Source organism: Serratia sp. TSA_130.1, assembly GCF_052691795.1.
This window is the reverse complement of record NZ_JBQZFS010000002.1, coordinates 475,385-499,135: the sequence shown is the minus strand read 5'-3', so window position 1 is coordinate 499,135 and position 23,751 is coordinate 475,385. Positions and strand designations below refer to the sequence as shown.

15 protein-coding genes are annotated in these 23,751 nt (G+C 43.1%); 14 read left to right on the top strand and 1 reads right to left on the bottom strand.

The window, feature by feature from the left end:
• Positions 1-210 precede the first annotated feature (210 nt).
• On the top strand, positions 211-1,563 hold the full coding sequence (gene dcuC, locus ACUTQY_RS09040) for an anaerobic C4-dicarboxylate transporter DcuC (RefSeq protein ID WP_046686710.1): 1,353 nt from the start codon (positions 211-213) through the stop codon (positions 1,561-1,563).
• A 31-nt stretch (positions 1,564-1,594) separates the two neighbouring features.
• On the opposite strand, the gene ACUTQY_RS09035 is transcribed toward dcuC, so the two are convergent.
• A complete protein-coding gene (locus tag ACUTQY_RS09035; RefSeq protein WP_046686711.1) occupies positions 1,595-3,178 on the bottom strand; it encodes a TerC family protein in 1,584 nt (527 codons plus the stop codon).
• 641 nt (positions 3,179-3,819) lie between these two features.
• On the opposite strand from ACUTQY_RS09035, the gene galU reads away from it, so the two are divergent.
• From galU to ACUTQY_RS08970, 13 genes are all read left to right on the top strand, one after another.
• Positions 3,820-4,719, top strand: coding sequence for a UTP--glucose-1-phosphate uridylyltransferase GalU (galU, locus tag ACUTQY_RS09030; RefSeq protein ID WP_046686712.1), 900 nt, complete (start codon positions 3,820-3,822; stop codon positions 4,717-4,719).
• Positions 4,720-4,760: 41 nt separating this feature from the next.
• Complete coding sequence (locus tag ACUTQY_RS09025; protein ID WP_046686713.1) at positions 4,761-5,672, top strand: sugar phosphate nucleotidyltransferase; 912 nt, start codon at positions 4,761-4,763, stop codon at positions 5,670-5,672.
• Between the two features lie 267 nt (positions 5,673-5,939).
• Positions 5,940-7,466 (top strand): membrane protein, encoded by a 1,527-nt coding sequence (locus tag ACUTQY_RS09020; RefSeq protein ID WP_046686714.1) that lies wholly within the window; start codon positions 5,940-5,942, stop codon positions 7,464-7,466.
• Positions 7,467-7,483: 17 nt separating this feature from the next.
• Positions 7,484-8,467 carry a polysaccharide pyruvyl transferase family protein gene (locus tag ACUTQY_RS09015; RefSeq protein WP_046686715.1) on the top strand — a complete coding sequence of 328 codons (984 nt, stop codon included), beginning with the start codon at positions 7,484-7,486 and terminating at the stop codon, positions 8,465-8,467.
• Between the two features lie 295 nt (positions 8,468-8,762).
• Positions 8,763-9,854 (top strand): glycosyltransferase family 4 protein, encoded by a 1,092-nt coding sequence (locus ACUTQY_RS09010; RefSeq protein WP_046686716.1) that lies wholly within the window; start codon positions 8,763-8,765, stop codon positions 9,852-9,854.
• 29 nt (positions 9,855-9,883) lie between these two features.
• Entirely contained in the window at positions 9,884-11,020 is a 1,137-nt protein-coding gene (locus ACUTQY_RS09005) for a polysaccharide export protein (RefSeq protein WP_071845078.1), read from the top strand.
• Positions 11,021-11,030: 10 nt separating this feature from the next.
• A complete protein-coding gene (locus tag ACUTQY_RS09000) occupies positions 11,031-11,462 on the top strand; it encodes an arsenate reductase/protein-tyrosine-phosphatase family protein (RefSeq protein WP_046686717.1) in 432 nt (143 codons plus the stop codon).
• 15 nt (positions 11,463-11,477) lie between these two features.
• Entirely contained in the window at positions 11,478-13,631 is a 2,154-nt protein-coding gene (gene wzc, locus ACUTQY_RS08995) for a tyrosine-protein kinase Wzc (protein ID WP_342188340.1), read from the top strand.
• Between the two features lie 101 nt (positions 13,632-13,732).
• Positions 13,733-14,797, top strand: a complete 1,065-nt coding sequence (locus ACUTQY_RS08990) for a glycosyltransferase family 4 protein (protein ID WP_071845077.1) — start codon at positions 13,733-13,735, stop codon at positions 14,795-14,797.
• A 65-nt stretch (positions 14,798-14,862) separates the two neighbouring features.
• Complete coding sequence (locus ACUTQY_RS08985) at positions 14,863-16,020, top strand: glycosyltransferase family 4 protein (protein WP_046686719.1); 1,158 nt, start codon at positions 14,863-14,865, stop codon at positions 16,018-16,020.
• A gap of 111 nt (positions 16,021-16,131) precedes the next feature.
• Positions 16,132-17,565, top strand: coding sequence for an undecaprenyl-phosphate galactose phosphotransferase WbaP (wbaP, locus tag ACUTQY_RS08980; protein WP_046686720.1), 1,434 nt, complete (start codon positions 16,132-16,134; stop codon positions 17,563-17,565).
• Between the two features lie 91 nt (positions 17,566-17,656).
• A complete protein-coding gene (locus ACUTQY_RS08975) occupies positions 17,657-18,826 on the top strand; it encodes a hypothetical protein (protein WP_230328464.1) in 1,170 nt (389 codons plus the stop codon).
• A gap of 1,784 nt (positions 18,827-20,610) precedes the next feature.
• A complete protein-coding gene (locus ACUTQY_RS08970; RefSeq protein WP_046686723.1) occupies positions 20,611-23,625 on the top strand; it encodes a DUF4214 domain-containing protein in 3,015 nt (1,004 codons plus the stop codon).
• The last annotated feature ends 126 nt before the right edge of the window (positions 23,626-23,751 follow it).

Genomic DNA, 23,751 nt, shown 5'->3' with positions numbered 1-23,751 from the left:
TAAAAGCTTGTAAATCACAAGTTGTTAAATGTTTTTTCAAGGTGTTACTGAATTGTTTTTATAAAAAGAGATGGCGTTATTATTAGATTATTCTTGTTGTTCAAGGTGTAATCAATTAATTGAGAGATTTCCTATTTTGTTTGATTTGTATCACGATTAAGGCGTTCAGTTTCCATAGTCTATATTGGTCTATTCTCTCCGGGGTTACTTATGATTGAGCTCGCTATTGGGATTACCGTTGCTGCCTGTGTGGGCCGTTACATTATCAAGGGATATTCCGCTACCGGCGTCTTGTTGGTGGGAGGGCTGCTGCTGCTCGGCATCAGCGCCCTGATGGGGAAAACGCTGTTGCCGTCCGGCGCCGCCTCAACCGGCTGGCGCGCGACCGACATGATCGAATACGTCAAGATTTTGCTGATGAGCCGCGGCGGCGATCTCGGCATGATGATCATGATGCTGTGCGGCTTTGCCGCCTACATGACGCATATCGGCGCCAACGACGTGGTCGTCAAGCTGGCTTCGCGTCCGCTGCAGATGATCAATTCGCCTTATCTGCTGATGGTGGCGGCGTATTTTGTCGCTTGCCTGATGTCGCTGGCGGTCTCTTCCGCCACTGGCCTCGGCGTGCTGCTGATGGCGACGCTGTTCCCGTTGATGGTGAACGTGGGCATCAGCCGCGGCGCGGCGGCTGCCATTTGCGCTTCGCCGGCGGCGATTATTCTGGCACCGACCTCCGGCGACGTGGTGCTGGCGGCCAAAGCGGCGGAGATGCCGCTGGTGGACTTCGCGTTCAAAACCACGCTGCCTATCTCGATTGCCGCCATTGTCTGCATGGCTGTGGCGCATTTTTTCTGGCAGCGTTATCTCGACAGAAAGAGCAATGAACAGCATCACATCATGGACGTCAGCGAAATCAAAACCCATGCGCCGGGATTTTACGCGATATTGCCGTTTACACCGATCCTCGGCGTGCTGATTTTCGACGGCAAATGGGGACCGGAGCTGCACATCATTACCGTGTTGGTGGGTTGCATACTGTTGGCGGCATTGATTGAGTTCGTGCGCAGTTTCAGCGCGAAACAGGTATTCAGCGGCCTGGAAGTGGCTTATCGCGGCATGGCGGACGCATTCTCCAGCGTGGTCATGCTGTTGGTGGCCGCCGGGGTCTTCGCGCAAGGGTTGAGCACCGTCGGCTTTATCAGCGGGTTGATCGGGCTGGCGCAGTCGTTCGGCACCGGCGGTTTGATCATGATGTTGGTGCTGGTGGTGATCACCATGCTGGCGGCCATGACCACCGGCTCCGGCAATGCGCCGTTCTATGCGTTTGTCGAACTGATCCCGAAACTGGCGGCGCAAATGGGCGTTAACCCGGCTTATCTGGTGATCCCGATGCTGCAGGCGTCTAACCTCGGCCGCACGCTGTCGCCGGTCTCCGGCGTGGTGGTGGCGGTCTCCGGCATGGCGAAAATCTCACCGTTCGACGTGGTGAAGCGCACTTCGGTGCCGGTGATTGTCGGGCTGGTGGTGGTGATCGTGGCGACGGAGTTGCTGGTTCCCCAGTAAAACCAAGGCCGGGCAATACCCGGCCTCAATGTTAAACCTCGTAGTCCTCCGGTGGGGGAGGCGGGGTGATTTTCACTTTCAGGATACGGTGGCTGTTGACCTCCAACGGCTCGAACAGGTAGTCACCGATCGTGATTTGTTCGCCTTCTTGCGGCACGCGCTGGCTGTGTTCCATCAGCAGCCCCGCCAGCGTGTGGTATTCGCGCTTTTCTTCCAGCGGCATCGGCAGGTACAACACCAGATCTTCCAGCGGCATATAGCCGTTGGCGATCCAGCTGCCGTCCTCGTTTTGCTGAATGTCGTGGCGTGCATCCACCTCTTCGCCGGCCTCCGGCAAGTTGCCGGCGATGGTTTCCATCACGTCCGTCAGGGTGACGATGCCTTCGACGGAACCGAACTCATCGACCACAAAGGCAAAGTGCGTCTGTGCCTGGCGGAATTGCTCAAGGGCGCTCAACAGCGTGAGCTGTTCCGGGAAGATCAACGGTTGGCGTATCAGCGCGCGCAGATCCAGCGGCGCCTGCGCCAGCTGCTGTTTGAGGACGTCGATAGTGTGAATAACGCCCAACGGCTCATCGCTGGCGCTGCTTTCTACCACCACGATGCGCGTGTGTTGATTGCGCTCCAGCAATTGCGTCAGCTTCTCCTGCGGATCGTTCAGCTCAAGGTATTCGACGTCGTGACGCGAGGTCATGATGCTGCTGACCGTGCGCTGCGCCATACCCAGCACGCGTTCGATCATGCGCCGCTCTTGCTGATTGAAGATCTCGCCGTTTTCGCTGTCGCTGTCGGCCAGCAGATTGGCGGAATGACTGTCGACCTCGGCTTCTTCATGTTTGCCGCTCAGCATGCGTAGCACCGCCTCGGCGGTACGCTCGCGCAGCGGCCGCACCTTCGACAGGAAACGACGGCGGTTGAATTGCGCCAGTTGGTTCAATGCTTCGATCATCACCGAGAAGCCGATCGCCGCGTAGAGATAGCCTTTCGGAATGTGGTAGCCGAAGCCCTCCGCCACCAGGCTGAAACCGATCATCAGCAGGAAGCTCAGGCACAGAATGACGATAGTCGGGTGAGCGTTGACGAAGCGCGTCAGCGGCTTGCTGGCCAGCAGCATCAGGCCGATGGCGATACAGACCGCGATCATCATCACCGCCAGGTGGTCGACCATGCCGACCGCGGTGATCACCGAGTCGAGCGAGAAGACGGCATCCAGCACCACGATCTGCGCCACCACCGGCCAGAAGCGCGCGCCTTTGCGTGTGCCATGCTGTTCTTCATCCTTGCCCTCCAGCCGCTCGTTCAGCTCCATGGTGGCTTTGAACAGCAGGAATATCCCGCCGACCAGCATGATCAGATCGCGGCCGCTGAAGGGGTGTTCTGCGACGATGAACATCGGTTTGGTCAGCGTCGCCAGCCACGAGATGGAGGCGAGCAACGCCAGACGCATCACCAGCGCCAGCAACAGACCGACGACACGAGCCTTATCTCTTTGTTGTTTTGGTAGTTTATCCGCCAGAATGGCGATGAAGACAAGGTTGTCTATACCCAGAACGATTTCCAGCACGACCAATGTGGCCAGGCCGGCCCAAATTGTTGGATCAGCGATCCATTCCATACGCCCAATTTCACCTGTAAGTTCTACGGCTTATGCCGCACGGGAATGATGGGCGCTGAGGCGGTAAAATTCAACTCTAATCCGGGGAGATGGATGAAAACAGGTTATTTCGGTAGAAAAAAACCAATAATTCAAAGCTCATTCAGGTGTACTTGGCATCATGGAGAAACGCTGTATGAGAATGCTAACTAAGCTGTTCATAAAAGACACACGCTTTAAATATCAATGATATCAACGTATTGAAATAGGATTCTTATGCTATTATTTGCACGGCTCCAGCGAGTTAGTAGTCTTATTCTGAAAACACCTAGCCACGGGTATCTAAGGCTTGTATCAGCAAGTCAATAGTATAAGAATCTTAGCCATATAAGCGAAGATAACTCGCGTTTTTTGGTTATAAGGGCATAGATTCTCGTTGTTCTTCAAGCTGCGAAATACCAACGTGTGATGCGCGCTCTTTGTCATGTACAGAAGTGTGCTTAGCGTTCATTGGATTGTGTACAGGAATTTTCATAACAGCGTTTTGGCAGCTATAAGCCAAGGGCGGTAGCGTGTCTGATCGAATTGTTTGCGCTGCCATATTTTGCCTAAAATTCGTTGTTTATACTATATAAATCAGTTAATTGCTTGTGGAAGTGGAAATGCAGAAAAGACTGAAAGCTGTGATCCCAGTGGCGGGTTTAGGAACTCGGATGTTGCCGGCCACCAAGGCGATCCCTAAAGAAATGTTGCCGGTGGTCGATAAGCCACTTATCCAATACATTGTCAGCGAGTGTGTTGCCGCTGGTATCAAAGACATCGTATTGGTCACTCATTCGTCCAAGAATGCGATTGAAAACCATTTTGACACTTCTTTCGAATTGGAAGCCGTGCTGGAAGCGCGTGTAAAACGCCAGCTACTGGACGAAGTGCAAAACATTTGTCCGCCGGATGTGACTGTGATGCAGGTGCGCCAGGGGCAAGCGAAAGGGCTCGGGCATGCGGTATTGTGCGCGAAACCCATGGTAGGGGATTCCCCTTTTGTCGTCTTGTTGCCGGATGTGTTGCTGGATGACGCCACCGCGGATCTGCGTAAAGAAAACCTGGCTAAAATGATCCAGCGTTTTGAGGCGACAGGGTGCAGCCAAATCATGGTTGAACCGGTGCCAGAGCAGGATGTGTCAAAATATGGCGTAGTGGATTGTGCGGGAGTAGCACTGGCTGCAGGCGAAAGTGCGCCGATGTCGGCAGTGGTTGAAAAACCCTCGCGTGAGGAAGCGCCTTCTAACTTGGCGGTTGTGGGGCGCTACGTGCTTTCCGCCGCTATTTGGCCGCTGCTCGAGAAGACGCCGCCTGGCGCCGGCGATGAGATCCAATTGACCGATGCTATCGCCATGCTGATGGATGAGCAAATAGTGGAAGCCTTCCATATGAGCGGTAAATCACACGACTGCGGCGATAAACTCGGTTATATGAAGGCCTTTGTGCAATACGGTCTGCGCCATGCCACAGAAGGTGAAGATTTCTCGCGATGGTTGAAGCAGGCCTTGAATAACAACTAACATTGTGGCTGAGTACGTTCACAAGATTGAAGAGGACGAGCATGACGAAGTTGAAAGCTGTCATTCCTGTCGCTGGCCTTGGCATGCATATGCTACCGGCGACCAAAGCGATTCCTAAAGAGATGTTGCCGATCGTCGATAAGCCTTTGATTCAATATATTGTTAATGAGTGCGTAGCGGCAGGCATCAAAGAGATCATTCTGGTTACGCATTCATCTAAAAATGCAATAGAAAACCATTTCGATACGTCCTTTGAATTGGAAGCGATGCTCGAGGCACGCGTTAAGCGCCAGTTGTTGGATGAAGTCCAATCGATAACGCCGAAAGGCGTAACGTTGATGCATATTCGGCAAGGGCAACCTAAAGGGCTGGGTCATGCAGTGCTTTGTGCTAAACCACTGATCGGAGACTCTCCTTTCGTGGTGCTGTTGCCAGATGTGTTGCTTGACGATGCTAAAGCTGATCTTAGAAAAGATAACCTGCCGCACCTCATTTCTCGTTTCGAAGAGACGGGATTGAGCCAGGTGCTGATACAGCCTGTGGATGAGCGCATTTTGCGCAATTACTCCGTTGTGGAGTGCCAGAACAATGCGTTGCGGCAAGGTGAGTCTTCACCCATTACCGCGATTATCGAAAAACCGGACAGCGGTGTTCAACTAAAATCCAACTATTCAGCTGTTGGGCGCTATGTACTGTCAGACGCTATCTGGCCCATTCTGGAAAAAACCGAGCCGGGCGCCTGGGGGCGTATTCAGCTGACGGACGCTATAGCCGAATTACTGAAGTATCAGACGGTCGAGGCCACTGGATTGGTTGGCGAGTCGTTTAACTGCGGTGAGAAGCTTGGTTATCTACAGGCATTCGTGACTTATGGGATACGCCATCCAATACAGGGTGGCGCATTTCGAGAATGGCTTAAACAATTTGATTTTGGATCGCTGCCAGCTAAGTAACTACAGCCGTATAGAAATTATTTAAAAAAGTCGAGCAATCGGGAGTTTGCTCGTCTTTCTTTTTGCTACGTAAAAGTCCTTGATGTTAACAAGAGAAAATTAGTTTATTGTTTATGATAATCTAATTCGGTTAAACGAAGCCTCAATGTAATGTATCTAGAACCGCAATTCATTATGCTCTTTACATCATAAGGATAGGGGGCTGAAAGGGGAGGTGAGTTATGGGCGCTCGACGTCAGTTTTATTTTACTGAGAAGAGAACTCTAAGTGGTCAATAAAAAATTAATGGCGAAAAATACTTTCATGCTGTATGGTCGCATGTTGTTAATCATGTTTGCGACGCTATATACATCACGAATGGTTCTGGAAGCCTTGGGTGTTTATGATTTCGGTTTGTATAGTTTGGTCGGTAGTATAATCATACTGTTCTCGTTCATTCAGAATGTTTCGGCGTTGGCTACACAGCGTTTTCTATCTGTTGGCTTGGGAAAGATGGATTTTTCCTGGACGAGTAAAGTATTTAACGTCAGTATAATTGTTCATTTGATTATATGTGCCCTGATAATTATCATTGCAGAGACAGTCGGACTTTGGTTTTTGCTGCATAAGTTAAAAGTGCCAGAGGCAAGGCTCGATGATATATTTTGGGTCTATCAAATATCAATTCTTTCTTTGCTCTTCCAAATAATGCAAACGCCATTTATAGCATCAATGATTGCATGTGAAAAAATGGATTTATTCGCCAAGATCGGTATATTTGATGCCTTCCAGCGATGGTTTATGGTGTTTATTTTCTCGGTCTCGGTGACTGAAAATAAAATTATCTGGTATGCGATATTCTTGCTAATAGGCTATTTTCTTGTCTTTTCAGTTTATCTTAAGTTTTGTACTTCTCGGTTAAGTATTTGTAAAATAAATCTTCGCCAGAAGGATAGCGCGGGTTTGCTGAAGGAAATTTTCTTCTTCTCAAGCTGGTCGATGCTGGGATCACTAAGCGTGGTTGGGTTGTCTCAGGGGATAGCGTTGCTAACCTATTATTTTGTAGGCGTCGTAGCGAACGGTGCTGTCTGGTTAGCAGAACAAGTATTAATTGCCTTTAATAGAATTATCGGTACCTTGCAGACAGCATTTAACCCTCAAATAATAAAGCAGTATACGATTGGTAACCATCGTGAAGTAGAGTCTCTATTATCGCTATCTTGCAAACTAACTGCGTTTGTTGTCATGGTTTCTGCAATACCGGTTTTTATTGATGCGAAAATTATTGCCGGAATTTGGCTAAATACGCCTCCCGAGTATTTGGTCGGTCTTATAAAGATAGTAGCTATATATGTCCTGATAGATTCGATGTCGGGTCCTTATGTGACTGCAATCTATGCAGTGGGAAAGCTAAGGAACTATCAAATTATAGTTTCTTCAATCATGCTACTTTCTTTAGTACTGACACTAATTCTTTACTCTGCCGGCTACTCTATTTATATCGCAGTATCAGCACGAATATTTTGCACTTTAGGTTTATTGATTTTCAGAGTCATTTATGTAAGCAAGGTCATAGGGGTGAGCGTCAATCGTTTCTTATTATATGACTTCCCTCGATTGGTATTTGTAGCTCTGGTTTGTATCTTTTTTAGTCATTATTGTAGTTATTATATAGTAGGTGGTTTCTTCGGTGTCGTAAGTCTGGTGTTAATTAACCTCTTTGCCGTCTTGTTCATGTTCTCTATAATTATTGTGAGCAAAAAAGAGAGGGTAAATATTATCATGATGATTAAAAATCGGTTTAAACGGGTTTAATATATTAAGGTTGAATAATGAATAATGAATATGGCGTATTAACTTACGAAAGTGAAGTATATGTTAAGCGTAATTGGATTAACCTTGGGGACTATGTCCAAAGTACAGCTGCTAAACAATTCTTCCCGCATGTGGATAATTTCATCCCTCGTGACCATATGAATTCATATGCAGGCAATAAAACAAAAATGATTATGAATGCCTGGTATATGGATTTACCTGAAAATTTCCCACCATCAGATGATGTCAGTCCGTTATATGTATCGATACATATTAACTCGACTGTCGCAGAAAAAATGTTGACTCCGGCAGCGATCGAGCATTTTAAAAAGTACTCTCCCATCGGTTGTCGCGATTTTTATACACGTGACTTGTTACAAAAAAAAGGGGTTGATGCGTATTACTCGGGGTGTATGACATTAACCCTGGGAGAGACTTACAAGCGAAATAATGTTACTGATGATATCTACTTCATCGACGTAATGTATGACTCAAAGACGCTGCCTGAACTAATCCGTCAGCCTCTCCGCTTTGGTAAACGAATTCTAAATGGGCGTGCTTTTGAATTCACTCACCGTAAAAAAATACTAAATCAGTATTTCGATGCAGAATTATTAGAGCAAGCCAAGTTTGAAACACAAATTATACCGTATATTGATGCGAAGGAAGGGTTCAAGTTAGCCGATGATTTCCTACAACGCTTGGCTAATGCAAGACTGGTAGTGACGTCGAGAATTCACACAGCATTACCGTGCTTAGCTATGGGAACTCCGGTTATCTTCGTTAATGGCGGCTTCAAGAATAAGGTCGACAATTGTCGATTTGATGGTCTGTTTGACTTCTTCAATAGAATTGATGTTGATGATAAAGCTGAGTCGACTACAAACTTTGAGTATTCTGGTGAAAAAATAGGGCTTAGAACTGTTATCAAAAACAAAGACATTCACCTTCAATATGCAAATGAATTGATAGCAAAATGCAAAGATTTTGCACGGAGCTAATTTTTTGATGCTACACCGTAGCATGCTATTTAGCTTAATGCCTCGAAAATAAATCCTCGTCATTATATGGATATTGTCATAGCAAATTTTGTTTTATTTATAAAGCTTCAGCGCAAGTGTTCACCATATTCTAGTTGGATGATTTTTTCTTGGCCGCTATAGACATAGACATTTTTTAATATACTAATAAGGACTGCTTTGACTTTTAGCTATTAAAACAAAGTAGTCATTATTTTTATGAATACTGCCTATAAATAAAAACCAAATTGTAGTATAGGTACGGGTAGCCCTGCGTATGAATGATATGATAGAAAGTGATATTAAACTCTTTTCCTCAGCGCTTGAAGATTGTCCAGTATGTTTCATTTTTCCCTCCAAAATAGTGGGTGGACATGAGATTATGGCGATAGAACTTATCAAGTTACTGAGACAGCAAAAAGAATTTAAAGAAAGAAGTTTTCTGGCGTATGTTCCTAGCGATAATATAAAAATAAAAAAAACACTGTTAGAAAATGAAATTGCGTACGAATCATTTAAAGCTAATTTATTCAAACCCGAGTTTCTCCATGCTCTTTTTAATCCGGTATACGTACTGCGCTGCATAAGGTTGCTGCGTTCAACCCCAAAGGGAAGTAAAATCATTGTTGTTCAAGGTGATATTCTCCAGGGGGTGGGCTACTTTGTTGCGGGGAAATTGCTTAATAAAACTGTCAGTAGTTATATACCTTACGCTCATTCTTTCAAGAGAATGGCGGCAAAAGCTGCATGGTTAAAAGACAGTTTTTCAACCATAGCTTATAGGCTATGCAATAATTATATAACGATATCGAAGGTTTTTGAAAAAGAAATAATAAATAGAAATAGAAAAGCAAAAGTCCTTATTGTTCATAATTTCGTTGAAAAAACCTCAGCATCTTTCACAGTGCGGGAATTTTGTGTCACTGATGTCGTTAATATTTTCATCATTGGCCGTGTGCAATTTCATCAAAAAGGACATAATGTATTAGTAGAGGCCCTTTCAGGGATTGGCGAATATCAAATTGCATTGCATGTAGTGGGTGATGGTCCTGATCTAAACAATTTAAAAAACATGCAGGGAAAATTACCAGATAATATATCGATGGTGTTTCATGGCTGGGCAACCAACTCTTGGGATGTCGCAGAAAAGAACAAGATTGATTTTCTAGTAATACCATCGCTGTTCGAAGGCGTGCCGCTTGTTATGCTGGAAGCTTTGGAAAGAAATGTGCCAATCATTGCTGCTGCTAGGGATGGTATGTTAGATTACTTACCTACGGACAGCCTATATGATGTCAGTGGTGATTCTGTGATGTCTCTTCGGAGTAAAATAATCGCTCACATTCGCCAGCGAACGCCAAAAATTTAACTTAAATATTCAGATGGTAGTGATCAATAATGATAAATCCAAAAGTTAAAGCTTTAGCAATCATTGTATATGGAGCTATGCTAACGGGATGTGCAATTGCTCCCGGTCAGCACCTAACAACTGATAGCAAAAATGTTGTAAAACAAGAAGATAGCGACTTTCAGATTGATGAGCTAGTCAACATTTACCCTTTGACCCCCTCACTTATCGCCAAACTTAGACCGGTAAAAGTTGTTGCTCAGCCTAACGTGCTATTAGAGCAAGCAACGAAGAATTATGAGTACAGAATTGGTGTTGGTGATGTTTTAAACATCACAGTGTGGGATCATCCAGAACTAACTACGCCTGCAGGTCAGTATCGCAGTGCGAGTGATACCGGTAACTGGGTACAATCCGATGGGACTATTTTCTACCCTTACATTGGAAAGGTAAAAGTTTCAGGGAAAACAGCCAGCCAGGTAAGAAGTGAAATCTCTAGTCGTCTGACTCAATATATTGAAAGTCCTCAAGTAGATGTGAATATAGCTGCCTTTAGATCTCAGAAAGCTTACATTACTGGTGAGGTTGAGAAGTCAGGTCAACAGCCAATTACCAATATTCCATTGACAGTATTAGATGCCATTAATGCTGCAGGCGGACTCAGTGCTAATGCCGATTGGCGAAATGTAGTTTTGACGCACAATGGTAAAGAGCAAATAATATCGCTTCAAAAGTTGATGCAGAATGGTGATTTAACTCAAAATCAGTTGCTCTATCCTGGTGACATTATTTATGTACCACGTAACGATGATTTAAAAGTTTTTGTTATGGGTGAAGTTAAATCCCCGGCGACATTAAAAATGGATCGCAGTGGTATGACCTTAACAGAAGCATTAGGTAACTCTGCCGGCTTGGATCAAAACACTGCTGATGCAACAGGTGTGTTTGTTATTCGACCATTGCGTGGAACGCAAGGCAAAAAGATTGCGGATATATATCAACTTAATATGGCTGATGCTACTGCTATGGTTATGGGTACTGAATTCCATTTGCAGCCTTATGATGTTGTTTATGTTACAGCTGCACCTGTCGTTCGTTGGAACCGCGTAATAGTACAGCTTGCGCCTACAATCTCTAGCTTCAATAATCTAACCGAAGCTAGCTTACGTATCCGAAACTGGCCGTAGGAATTGAGACATGTTTGATTCAATTTTAATTGTTTGTGTCGGAAACATATGTCGTTCGCCTATCGGTGAGCGTTTATTAAAGGAGTTGCTTCCTCATAAAGAAATTAGCTCAGCAGGCATTTCTGCTTTGGTGGGCAATTCTGCTGATGCCAAAGCCATCAACGTTGCTAATGAGCATGGGTTAAGTCTGGATGGGCATGTTGCACGCCAATTAACCGCCGAAATGTGCAGGAAGAGCTCCCTTATTCTTGTTATGGAACGTAAGCATATTGATGCGGTGTGTCAATTCGCACCTGAGGCACGTGGCAAAACGATGCTTTATGGCCATTGGAACGATAGAAAAGAAGTAGTCGACCCTTATCGTAAGAGCGACGAAGTCTTTGAGTTTGTCTATAAGCTGTTAGCTGAGTCAGCTCAGAAATGGGTTAAAGCACTAAATTGATGAATAGAGATGATAATGACTGAAAATAAAAGAGCTGGCACTACTGGCAATGGTCAGGATGACATCGATCTCGGCAGGTTATTTGGAATACTGATTGATCATCGTTGGTTGATTATTGGTATAACCCTTTTATTCTCTGTTGTGAGCATGGTATATGTCATATTCGCAACTCCCGTCTATCAATCAGATGCTTTAATTCAGGTTGAAAACAAGGCAGGGAATGCAATACTTAGCGATCTTTCACAAATGATCTCTAACAATGACTCCAGTACATCATCGACCGAAATAGAATTGATCCAGTCCAGGATGGTAGTAGGGAAAACTGTCGATGATCTTGGTCTCGATACTATAGTTTCCGTCAAAAGATTCCCTATTCTTGGTCGTGTCTGGGAGCAGCTAATCTCAGAGAAAGAGCCAAAAATTGCACTCTCGCGCCTTAATGTACGTGAAGATCTGATTGGTTCCCAGATGGAACTTAAGGTTGTCGATAAAAATAATTATATTCTGTTAGCTGATGATAAGGAAATTCTTAAAGGGCAAGTTGGTACACTATCAACATCGGATTTTGCAAGTTTACTTGTAACAGATATTGATGCGGATCCGGAAACGAGCTTTTTTGTTGAAAAAGTGCACAAAATTAATGCGATAAATACAGTTTTAAAAGCTTTGACTGTTGTGGATAAAGGAAAGGATACCGGTGTTCTTAATCTCAGTTATTTGAGTACTGATCCTGTTCAAGGCAAAAAAGTGTTGCAAAGCATTAGTAATAATTATTTATTGCAAAATGTTGAAAGAAAGTCGGAAGAGGCCGCAAAAAGTCTGGCATTCTTAAAAGAGCAATTACCGATCGTACGAGAGTCACTAGATACGGCTGAAAATAAGCTGAATCTTTTCAGACAACAAAACTCTTCTGTCGACCTCTCTCTTGAAGCGAAATCCATGCTGGATACTATTGTAGCCACAGAGTCACAACTCAATGAGTTAACGTTCAAAGAGGCCGAGATATCCAAGCTTTACACTAAAGAACACCCTGCCTATCGGGCATTGTTAGAAAAGCGTAAAACATTGGAGACAGAGCGAGGTAACTTAAATAAGAAAATTAATGGCATGCCGAAGACTCAACAAGAGATTATTCGGTTAACACGTGATGTTGATGCAGGTAAAGAAATTTACATGCAGTTATTAAATAAACAGCAAGAGTTAAGCATTACCAAAGCGAGCACAGTTGGTAATGTCCGTGTGGTTGATCCGGCCATCACTCAGATCAAACCTGTACAACCACGCACGTTGTTAATTATTATCATTGCAACAATTTTAGGCCTGCTGATATCCGTAAGTATTGTTTTGCTAAAAACAATGTTGCATAAGGGCATTGAAAGCCCAGAGCAGCTTGAACAGGAAGGAATAAACGTATATGCGAGCATTCCATTTTCTGAGTGGCAACAAAAGAAAGATAGAGAGACGTTTGTTCACTATAAAAAACGTTATCAACCAGGCAAAGGTAATCTTCTTTCTACAGAAAACCCTGCAGACCTAGCTATTGAAGCTATTCGAAGTCTTCGTACTAGTTTGCATTTCGCAATGCTTGAGGCAAAAAACAATGTTTTAATGATATCTGGTGCTAGTCCTAATATTGGTAAAACTTTTGTTAGCATTAACTTAGCTGCTGTTATTGCTCAAACCGGGCAAAGGGTTCTTATTATAGATGCCGATATGCGAAAAGGTTATTCGCATAGTTTGCTGGGTTTTGAAGGAACAAATGGCTTATCAGATATTTTAGCTGGAAAAATAGCAATAGAGAACTCGATAAAGAAAACTGATATAGAAGGTATGGACTTCATTTCTCGTGGTCAGGTTCCACCTAACCCTGCTGAATTACTGATGACCTCACGTTTTGGAGACCTTGTTGATTGGGCTACTAAAAATTACGATCTCGTGCTTATTGATACGCCACCGATTTTAGCTGTTACTGATGCAGCTATCATAGGTCACCATGTTGGAACATCTTTAATGGTTGCTAGGTTTGCGATGAATACAGTGAAAGAGATCGAAGTAAGTATGAGGCGTTTTGAGCAAAATGGCATCGAAGTTAAAGGTATTATCTTGAATGCTGTTGAGCGGCGGGCTACTAACTATTATGATTATTATCAATATGAGTATAAAAGCTAGGATTTAGTTTTTAACACTAGGGTAAGACTTCTCTCTTACCCTAGTTTTTTAGCGTGCTTAGTTTAAAAGTTAATAGTCAAAAATAAGGTATTTACCTGGTTATGATATATGTCAACGCGAGATTTTTAACCCAAAATCTGACTGGAGTACAGCGATTTGCAGAGCAAATTAGTCTTGAGTTTAAAAAAATAAGAAGCGATGTTGTATTCCTGGCACCTCCGGATATTTTGAGAGACGAGATAGCATCTAAGCTTGATGTAATTAAAATCGGAGAAAGGGGAGGTCACTTTTGGGAACAAATAACCCTTCCTAATTACCTTAAGAAGAATGGAGGAGGACTCCTGATTAATCTTGGCAATACTGGCCCAGTTTTTTATAGAAATCAGGTCGTAACGCACCATGATGTTACATATAAAAAATTCCCTCAAAGCTATTCATGGAAGTTTCGCTCAATTTATAACACTTTTATTCCTTTGATGCTGAAGAATAGCCGTGCATTAATAACGGTTAGTGAGTTTTCTAAGGATGAAATTGATAGTGTTTACCATTATGGCAAAGATAGAATAAATGTCATCTATAATGCATCAAGTGATGTTTTCAAAAAAAAAGCAATAACCTCTAACTCTCAGGAGGCAAATAAATATTTTTTGGCTGTTTCTTCTCCTAGTTTCCATAAGAATTTTCATGGTTTAATAAAAGCTTTTTCAAAAGCAGAAAAATTTGATGGCTACTCTTTAAAAATAATCGGTGAGAAGAGTCAGAATCTTGGCGGCATAGATTTGGATGAGTTGATCAAAAATTGCAAAAATAAAATTGAATTTCTCGGTCGAGTTTCAGATGATGAACTCGTTGAACTTTATTCAAACGCATACTCATTCATATTTCCATCCCTATATGAGGGATTCGGTATTCCTCCTTTGGAGGCGCAAGCATGTGATTGCCCTGTTCTGTCATCTAACGCAGCTTCAATGCCAGAAGTCTTGTCGGATAGTGCAATCTTCTTCAATCCAGAAGATGAATCTGAAATTGTCAATGCAATGTATATGATAAGAGATAACCCAACGCTTCGTGTTCAGTTAATCGAAAAAGGTCGCGAAAATGTTAAAAGATTTTCTTGGGTGAACTCAGCACAACAATTGAATACTCTTGTTGATTGCTTAAATTAGAAACTGATCCGCTTAATATCACATCAGTTCATCTGAGAATAAATGTTATGGCTCAAGGAATTTCTATGTTTCAAGAGAAAATCAACGTCGGAATTATTGCTGATTGGCTAGTCACGTATGCCGGTGCAGAGAAGGTTATTAAAGAGTTTTTTGAAATTTATCCAGAAGCTGACTTATATTCTGTTGTTGATTTCTTATCGGATGAGTCACGTATTAATTTCAAAGGAAAGAAAGCTAAAACTACTTTTATACAAACCTTGCCAAAGGCGAAGAGAGCATACCAAAAATATCTTCCATTAATGCCTTTTGCCATAGAGCAACTAGATGTTTCTAGTCACAATGTTATTCTTTCTAGTTCACATGCTGTGTCAAAAGGAGTTCTCACCGGACCTGACCAATTGCATATTAGTTATGTTCATTCACCAATTCGCTATGCGTGGGATTTACAGCACCAGTATTTGAAAGAGTCTGGTTTAGATCGCGGATTGAAAGGAATGCTTGCGAAATGGTTGCTACATAAAATTAGGATTTGGGACTGTCGAACTACTAATGGCGTTGACCATTTTGTGGCAAACTCTCAATTTATTGCTCGTAGAATAAAAAAAGTTTATGGACGCGATGCTGATGTTATTTATCCGCCTGTGGATGTCGAGAGTTTCAACTTCTGCTCGGAAAAAGAAGATTATTATGTCACCGCATCACGCCTTGTACCTTATAAAAGAGTCGATCTTATTGTTGATGCATTCAGTGCCATGCCAGATAAAAAATTGGTTGTGATTGGTGATGGCAGTGAGATGAAAAAGATAAAGTCGAAAGCAGCCGGGAATGTTGAAATTTTAGGTTATCAACCCAATGATGTAATGCAAAAATACATGGAAAAAGCTCGTGCATTTATTTTTGCAGCGGAAGAAGATTTCGGTATTACTCCAGTGGAAGCCCAGGCTTGTGGAACTCCTGTAATCGCTTACGGAAAAGGGGGATCTCTCGAAACGGTAAGGCCGTTTGGAGTTACACAACCAACGGGTATTCTGTTTGATCAGCAAACGCCTCAGTCTGTGATAGCTGCTGTTCAGCATTTTGAAAAAATAAAAGATGACTTTGTCGCTGAAGATTGTCGAAATCATGCGATGAAATTTTCATGTGAACGTTTCAAGAAAGAAATGGGTGAATATATCACATCCAAGTGGGAACAATTTGAAGAGAGTAAGAAAATAGCATACTAAGTTATTATCGTAGGTTCTCGAATAGAATGCTTCAGCTGAGATAAGTGTAGCATTTTATTTTATTCGGGTTTTTATAAAACGATTAAGGCTATTCAGAAATGGGTAAAACTGATGAAAAGAAATAATATGTTTTGGGGGGGGGCTATCCCAAAAATATTTCTTGCTGCGGCTGATTTATTATTTTTCAATTTAGCAATTGTTTTTGCTTATTGTATTGTATATTCTGTTTTTGATAACGTGTCTGCTTTTATTCCCGCAAACGAAATTAATATGAGGTTTTTATCTCATTTTTTCCTGTCTGTCATTTGCATTGGATGGTTTTGGACCCGACTTAGACACTATTCTTACCGGAAGCCTTTTTGGTTTGAATTGAAAGAAATTATTAGAACATTAATTATTTTCGCGGTTCTAGATCTGGCATTAGTTGCATTCTCAAAATGGAACTTTTCTCGGTTATTATGGTTGGTTACCTGGGCGGTGATCCTTGTCGCTGTTCCGTTAGGTCGTAGCTTAGCCAAACACATTCTTAATAAACTCAATTTGTGGAAAAAGAATACGATTATCATCGGATCTGGCCGCAACGCATTTGAGGCATATGCTGCTCTACAAAGTGAAGAAGTCTTAGGATTCAACGTTTCCGCGTTTGTGTGCACAGATTCACCATGTGAAAGAGAATACAATGGTATTTCTGTAATTAATAGTGAAAAGGAATTATGGGAAATTGCAGACATAGAAAATACTCAATTCATTGTGGCTCTTGAATTTGAGCAACATAGCTTGCGTGATTGGTGGCTAAAAAATTTAGCAAAGCATAATTGTCGTTCAGTATCTGTCATTCCTACTCTGCGAGGAGTACCTCTTTACGGTACGGATATGTCATTTATTTTCAGTCATGAGGTAATGATTCTGAGGGTCAGCAATAATTTAGCAAAACGCTCATCGCGTTTTCTTAAACGTATCTTTGACATTTTCGGTTCATTTGCAATAATGCTCGTTTTGTCACCAGTGTTGCTTTTCTTAGCTTATACGGTATCACGTGATGGTGGAAAGCCAATCTATGGGCATGAAAGAATCGGCCGTGACGGAAGAAAATTCAAGTGTTTAAAATTCCGTTCAATGGTTGTAAATTCGCAAGAAGTTTTGGCTGAATTACTTGCTAATGATCCTGTAGCGCGTGAAGAATGGGATAAAGATTTCAAATTAAAAAATGATCCGCGTATTACTAAGATAGGTTCTTTCATACGGAAAACTAGTCTTGATGAACTTCCACAACTTTGGAATGTTTTTATTGGCGAAATGAGTTTGGTTGGACCGCGGCCTATAGTTGAGGCTGAGCTTGAGCGTTATGCAGGTGATGTTGACTACTATTTGATGGCAAAACCTGGCATGACGGGACTATGGCAAGTTAGTGGTCGTAATGATATTGATTATGATACCCGAGTCTATTTTGATGCATGGTACGTTAAGAATTGGGCGCTATGGAACGACATCGCCATACTTTTTAAAACTATTAATGTCGTGCTTAAAAAAGATGGCGCTTATTAAGTGATTTAAGTTTATATGCACTTGCGTCCATCCGTTAAGTGCATATTTTTATAATGATTTTAGCCTGTCATAAGTTTCTAAGAAAGGAAATATGATGACAATAGTGTCAGAGAATATGCTTCTTGAGAACAGTAAGTGTAGTGAGTCTTTTTATCTAAAAGCCTTAAGGTGGTTAATAGCACTGTTTATAATTGCAAGTCCTTTAAGTCCTTTCGTTGCCAATACGACGATTTACTTGTGGATTCCGCTAGTGTTTTTTGATTATCAATATATTAGGTCTTTTAGGGCGGTTTCTAAGGCCGTTTTGCTTTGTATCTTTATTTGGTTAAGTATGTGTTTTTTATTCTTTAGATATGATTTAGCACTTAAGTCTTTTGTGCTTATCTTAGGGGTATCCTATCTCGTCAAAGTGGGAACACCTATTACCAATAAAGTCTATTGTTGCATGCTCGTATCGATTGTATGGTGTATAATACAATTCATTGCGTATCAGATTAATCCCTCTTATTCTGCGGCGATTGGTCCAGGCTCCATATCGAAGTTTTTCTGGGGCGAGTTCGCAACGATGACTTTTACGAATCAATATACACTCTTCCTCTTTCCCCGCATGTCAGGTTTATCGCGAGAGGCCGGTTTTTTTGCTTCTCTGCTAATTATTTCTTTCATGATACGCTCAAGAGATCATAAGCTTAATTTCATCGAGAAATCACTTTTTCTTCTTGGTTATCTTTTCAGTCTCTCGAAATCATCGATTACGCTCGTTCTTTTCTTTATTCTTCACCCTATGAGAAAATTGTTGAGAAAGGTTCCGGTTATTGTAACCTTTATCGGGTTCATTGTTATTTTTGTATCATTGGCACAATTTTTAAATATTGGGGCTCCGAGCTACTTTACCATTAATGACTCCATTGCTCACCGTTTGTCGGCATCATATCTTATGCTCCATATGAATATTGGTAATCTTCTCTATGGATGCAACACTGAGTACAACTGTATCGTAGATTATCAACCCTTGATTGGTTATCTCACTGAACAAGGCCTAATTCCTGCTGTAGGGCTATCCGGATTAATTATGGATATGGGACTGTTAGGATTTGTTGGAGTGATATTTGCGTTTTTGATACTTAAACTGGATAGTTATGATGTTGCTATCGTGGCTATATTCACAGCAACGGTTTCTTTCTTTACTGTCGATAGTTTTATAATACTGACTTATTTCTATATTATTACCAATCACAAAACAAAAAAAATTGCGGGATGATGCGGAAGTGCTGATTTTTATTTATTGAACGATTTCTTATTCACGATACAATATTTTTACACCCTCCTAAAAATCTGGAGGAGGGGCTCTCATTTTAATAGTAATATTCTTCTTAATTCAATCCTGCCTTATCAATCTTCATGAAGTAGTTAACTTCAATGATGATTTTCACACAGGAGGACTCATTCTAAGATGAGTCCTCTCTTGATCTAACAATAATCCTCATGATTATTGCACCTTCTATATTATCTTTTTAATTTATTGCTCATAAACAGAACTTCTTCGATATTATTATTGCTTTTTTAAAATACAGAAAGTATTTAGTTGAAGCGCTACCTTTTATATCTGACTAGCTACGCTGCGTTAATATCCTCGTTTTCATGTTATACTCAGTGTAAAGAGTCAATGGATATTAAGGGCTTTGCTTCATCTGCTATTGTTAAATTCTTCTATAAGTAGGTTCTTGTGTTTCACTCTCCCTTCGTAGTCTTCGTAGTCTTCGTAGTCTTCGTAGTCTTCGTAGTCTTCGTAGTCTTCGTAGTCTTCGTAGTCTTCGTAGTCTTCGTAGTCTTCGTAGTCTTCGTAGTCTTCGTAGTCTTCATTAGGCCAATTTTTTATCCTAGGTTCCATTTCGCTAAATTATTCTTGAAGTTGCATGTAAATCTAGCTGTTGGCAAGTTTGAGAGCTTGCATTATACTTGCCTCATTTTATCTTGGTGTCTTAACTGTATGGATCGCTAGGCATTCACAATTATAATTCCGTGTTAAATCAATGGCTGTGACGCCGTAAAGAAAATTACCTGACACAAAGCCCATATCCTGCATTGATTAATATGACTCTTTGCCGATCTTTGTAAACATTGAGTTGCCATAACGTAGGGCGGTGGGCTTGTATCTTAGATGTAATCCGTATAGGCAATAAATATTTGGTTAATCAATTAATTTTTACAATGTAGCTAACTGTTTGAACAGCCGTATTAAAAACGGACTTCTATAAATTCTCGTATGTGCCACAAGTACTCTTTGGTATTGCTCTGATTCTGCTTTTTATAAAAAACCAGTATGTGCATACTGAGCTAGCTCGAGTCCCAGTAAAGCTGATCTTCTGGCATTTCTGAGCCGTTACTATATATGCTTATCCTGAGTTGAATATGGTGCCAGTTTGGCTGTTGCTGGCTTTCATTATTTAGTTTTGAATAATGTTGTAGTTATGCCATCCCAAAACCTCTCCAATTCTTATTCGTGATCTCAATTCACTCATCTTTCAGCAGATTTCCCCAACGATAGCCTGTTTCACCTATACCAAAGTAAAATCAGCCATTCCTACTGAATGGGTGGGTCTTTATGGTCTGTAAGCCTATTTGGATGTAGAAAAATAAAGTATTCTTTCTTTTAACCGGCGAGATATAGTGGGTGTGGATAATGTTGTCAACTATATTTCAGTGCTTTTCTATCGATGAATTAAATTATTATTAATAGGATTATTTAGAATGTGGATTTAATTTTACACTTTAATGATTATTTCAGACAAGAGCGCGCTGATAGTTGGACTCTTCTAAACAACTATGTGACTTTAAGTTTTTTTATCTGTTTTGATATCTTCTTTATCGTATGTGACTGTCTTTTAATTAGTGGGCTAGTAGTTTGGCTTATTTTTTTGTTTTGTAGGAAAATTATTATTTTCTATTCTTGACAGTAAAAAAAAGCTGTACTTAACTTAAATTGCTAGTCGTGGTTATCTTTTGCTTTTTTATCGTCCATCATATTGAATGATTGGGGGTTTTATGGCTTCTTTAGCAGTTCAAACGAACGTTGTCGCGATGTACTACGCTATACTGGGTCAAAAGGCTAACCAGGTTTTTTTTGACCTCCAGGCTCAAAATATCCAGTATGGCCTGCAAACAACGAGTGATTTTGTTAACACTGTACTGACATCAACCGATGGACAAGCGCTCTATGCTGGAAAATCGGACTCCGATATTTTAACTACCATATATACTAAGGTTTATGGTGTTGCACCTTCTAGCACCGTGCTCTCGGGGTATTTAACTAACGGCAACACTTTGGCACAAAACATTGCATCACTTACTATTAACCTGGTTACTTATAACGGTTTTGACAGTACTTTATTATCTCAGCAGCAAAGTTTTCAACAAATTTTGAATACGGCCCTCTATGCGGGGGACGGTGCTGCGACAGGATTGGGAGGGACTACAGTTAAGGGAATTGCTTATATTATGGGCACTTACCCAACTGATGCTATCTTGCAATCCATTGGTACCGGCATTAATGGTGGTACTGCTACAGAAATAGATGCAGCAACTGCTTTACTACAACTTCGTCCAGGATTGGTCACTGCAACCGCGACTAACTTTGTCAAAAGTATTTTTAAAGCTGGTTACTTGCGGGATCCGACGACCACTGAGCTCAATGGATATCTTAATGAGCTGTCATCTGGAGCCAGTCGAGCTCAAGTGATCGTCCATGTATATGATACATTGAAAACTATCACATCAGGCTCCGATTTAGCAGCTAAACAAAAACTAGTGCTTAGTTCTCCAAGTTATAATGATGGTTACTTGCCTTCAAACATGGCTAATAAAGAGCAACTTGCATCTCTTTACTTATCTGTTTTTGACCGTCAAATTGATGCTTTAGGGTTGAGTAGCTATACGCGACAACTCGAGCGTGGCGCAAAAAATTATGACGGGATCATTAAAGAGTTTCTAGTTTCTCGCGAGTTTGGTATTCATTTCCCGAAAGGCATTACTTTAAGCGATTTTATTCAGCTTGTTTATACTGATGTTCATGGTGTTGCTGGCACCGCTGCCCAGCTCGCGCCGTATATTGCGTTGGGTACGGATAAAACCGCTATCACATTAGCCATCATCAATGATCTGCGGAGTTCAACGGCAACTGATGCGACAGTCGTGACTCAGCAGCACGCATTTGAGTTTGATATCGGTACCAGTCTGCTGTACAAAACGGCAGCTTCGCTGACCGCAACGGCTGCGGGCGGTAACGCTACGGGAGCAGTAAATACCGGGGCTTCACACCAAATTAGCAACGCCGAAACAGCTGTACTGACGAATGTCCAATTGAACGCCAATGCCGCCAGCCTGGTCAACCTGAAGTTCGCCGATCACTTGGCCAACCTGACCATCAACGGCACCAGCGCGGCAACGGTTAACCTGTCTGACAACGGTGTCAACCCAGGGGTTGCTGTCACCGTCAACAACGGCAACGTGATCCTGAATGCCAGCTCCGGCGCAGACAACGTGGTCGTTACTTCGACGGCAAACATCGCGACCGGCACGGCGAAGTTTAACCTCGGCGCCGGTAACGACAGCCTGCACTGGGCGGGCAACGGTGTTTCCGGTGGGGCGAACACTGTCGCGAACACGGTTAAGGCTGATGGCGGCGCAGGTACCGACTCCATCTCCGCCAACTTCATCACCAAAACCGTAGTGACTAACCAGAACGCCCTGGGCGTTCGCACCAGCACAGTGAGCAGCAACGCCAACAACTTCTCGAACTTTGAGCAGATTGATCTGACCGGCTATATCGGTAAGTCTGTCGGTACGCTGATTACGACACCGCTGATTGGTTCACCGACCACCACCAGCGTCACTACGCCAACCAACACCTTCGACTTTGGCCTGACCAACGGCACGTCTACGGTAGAAGGCACTACGGGCGGCACAGTCACCCAGAACGCAGCGGCGACCAACCTGGGGACGCAAGGCTTCGTGATCTCCGGCCTGGCTAACGTCAACGTCATCAACGCTGCCGGCGGTAACGCCGCACAGCTGGAAGTGAAAGGTGACGCGACCTCCGCCAGTACGCTGAACTTTACCTTCGTCCAAAACGCCACCGACCACTTCAACATCAACTTTGATGCGGTGAGTTCTGCCAACGTGAATGCCGGCGCCATCAGCCTGAACAGCAGCAGCAGCCTGATTGGTGGTACTGCATTGAGTACGGTGAACGTGGCTTCGGGCGGGACCGGTAGTTTTGACAATATCTTGTCGTTGGCCGGCACCAATGCGCAGGTTCAGACCATCAACGTGACCGGTGATCACGCGCTGGATCTGACGCTGGGCAGCGGTTTTAGCAACGTGCGTGATATCAATGCATCCACTAACACCGCTGGTCTGAATCTCGACTCCAGCCATGGCGGCACCGGTGACGGCATTATCATTCAACTGCTGAACATTCTGCCGCTGAGCGTCGTCACTACCAACCTGCTTGCGCCTGTGCTGACGGCGTTGGGTCTGAACGGTTATCAACTGACCGTAGAAGGCTCAAGCGCTGCCGACACTTTGGGCGTGATTGGCAACACCACGCTGACCGGCGGTGCGGGTGCGAACATCTACGACATCAAAGCGAGTAATACGCAGGCCGGTGTGACCATCAAAGACTTTAGCAGCCTCAAAGACAAGATTGTCGATGTTAACCATGGCGGCCTGACTATCTCCAATGACGCCAGCGGCACGGCGGTCGCGGACTACGGCACGCGCTCAGCAGATACGCTGGATGCGCTGTTGGGGACCCTGGTGGGCGGTTTGACCAATGGCGTTATCGGCCTTCTGGGCGGTATTCTCGGTCTGGATGGCAACAACTCGCTGACGTCGAAAGTGGGTGTGGCATCCGTTGTATTCAGCGGTGGCGGCAATACCGCCAGCTCCTATGTGATTATCGACAACAATGATAACCACGCGCTGGATCTTAACGATACCGTCGTATACCTGACTGGCCAGAACCACCAGCAATTGGTGGATACTCTGCACTACGCCTAAGGGTAAAGCTGCAAGAACAAATAATTTCACATGGAACTATTTGGGGTTAAATAATGCGGGGGCGTAATCCCCCGCATGTTTAATTTTGTGAGCGGCGTCATTCTCTCTAAGTTATTCCATTTCGTT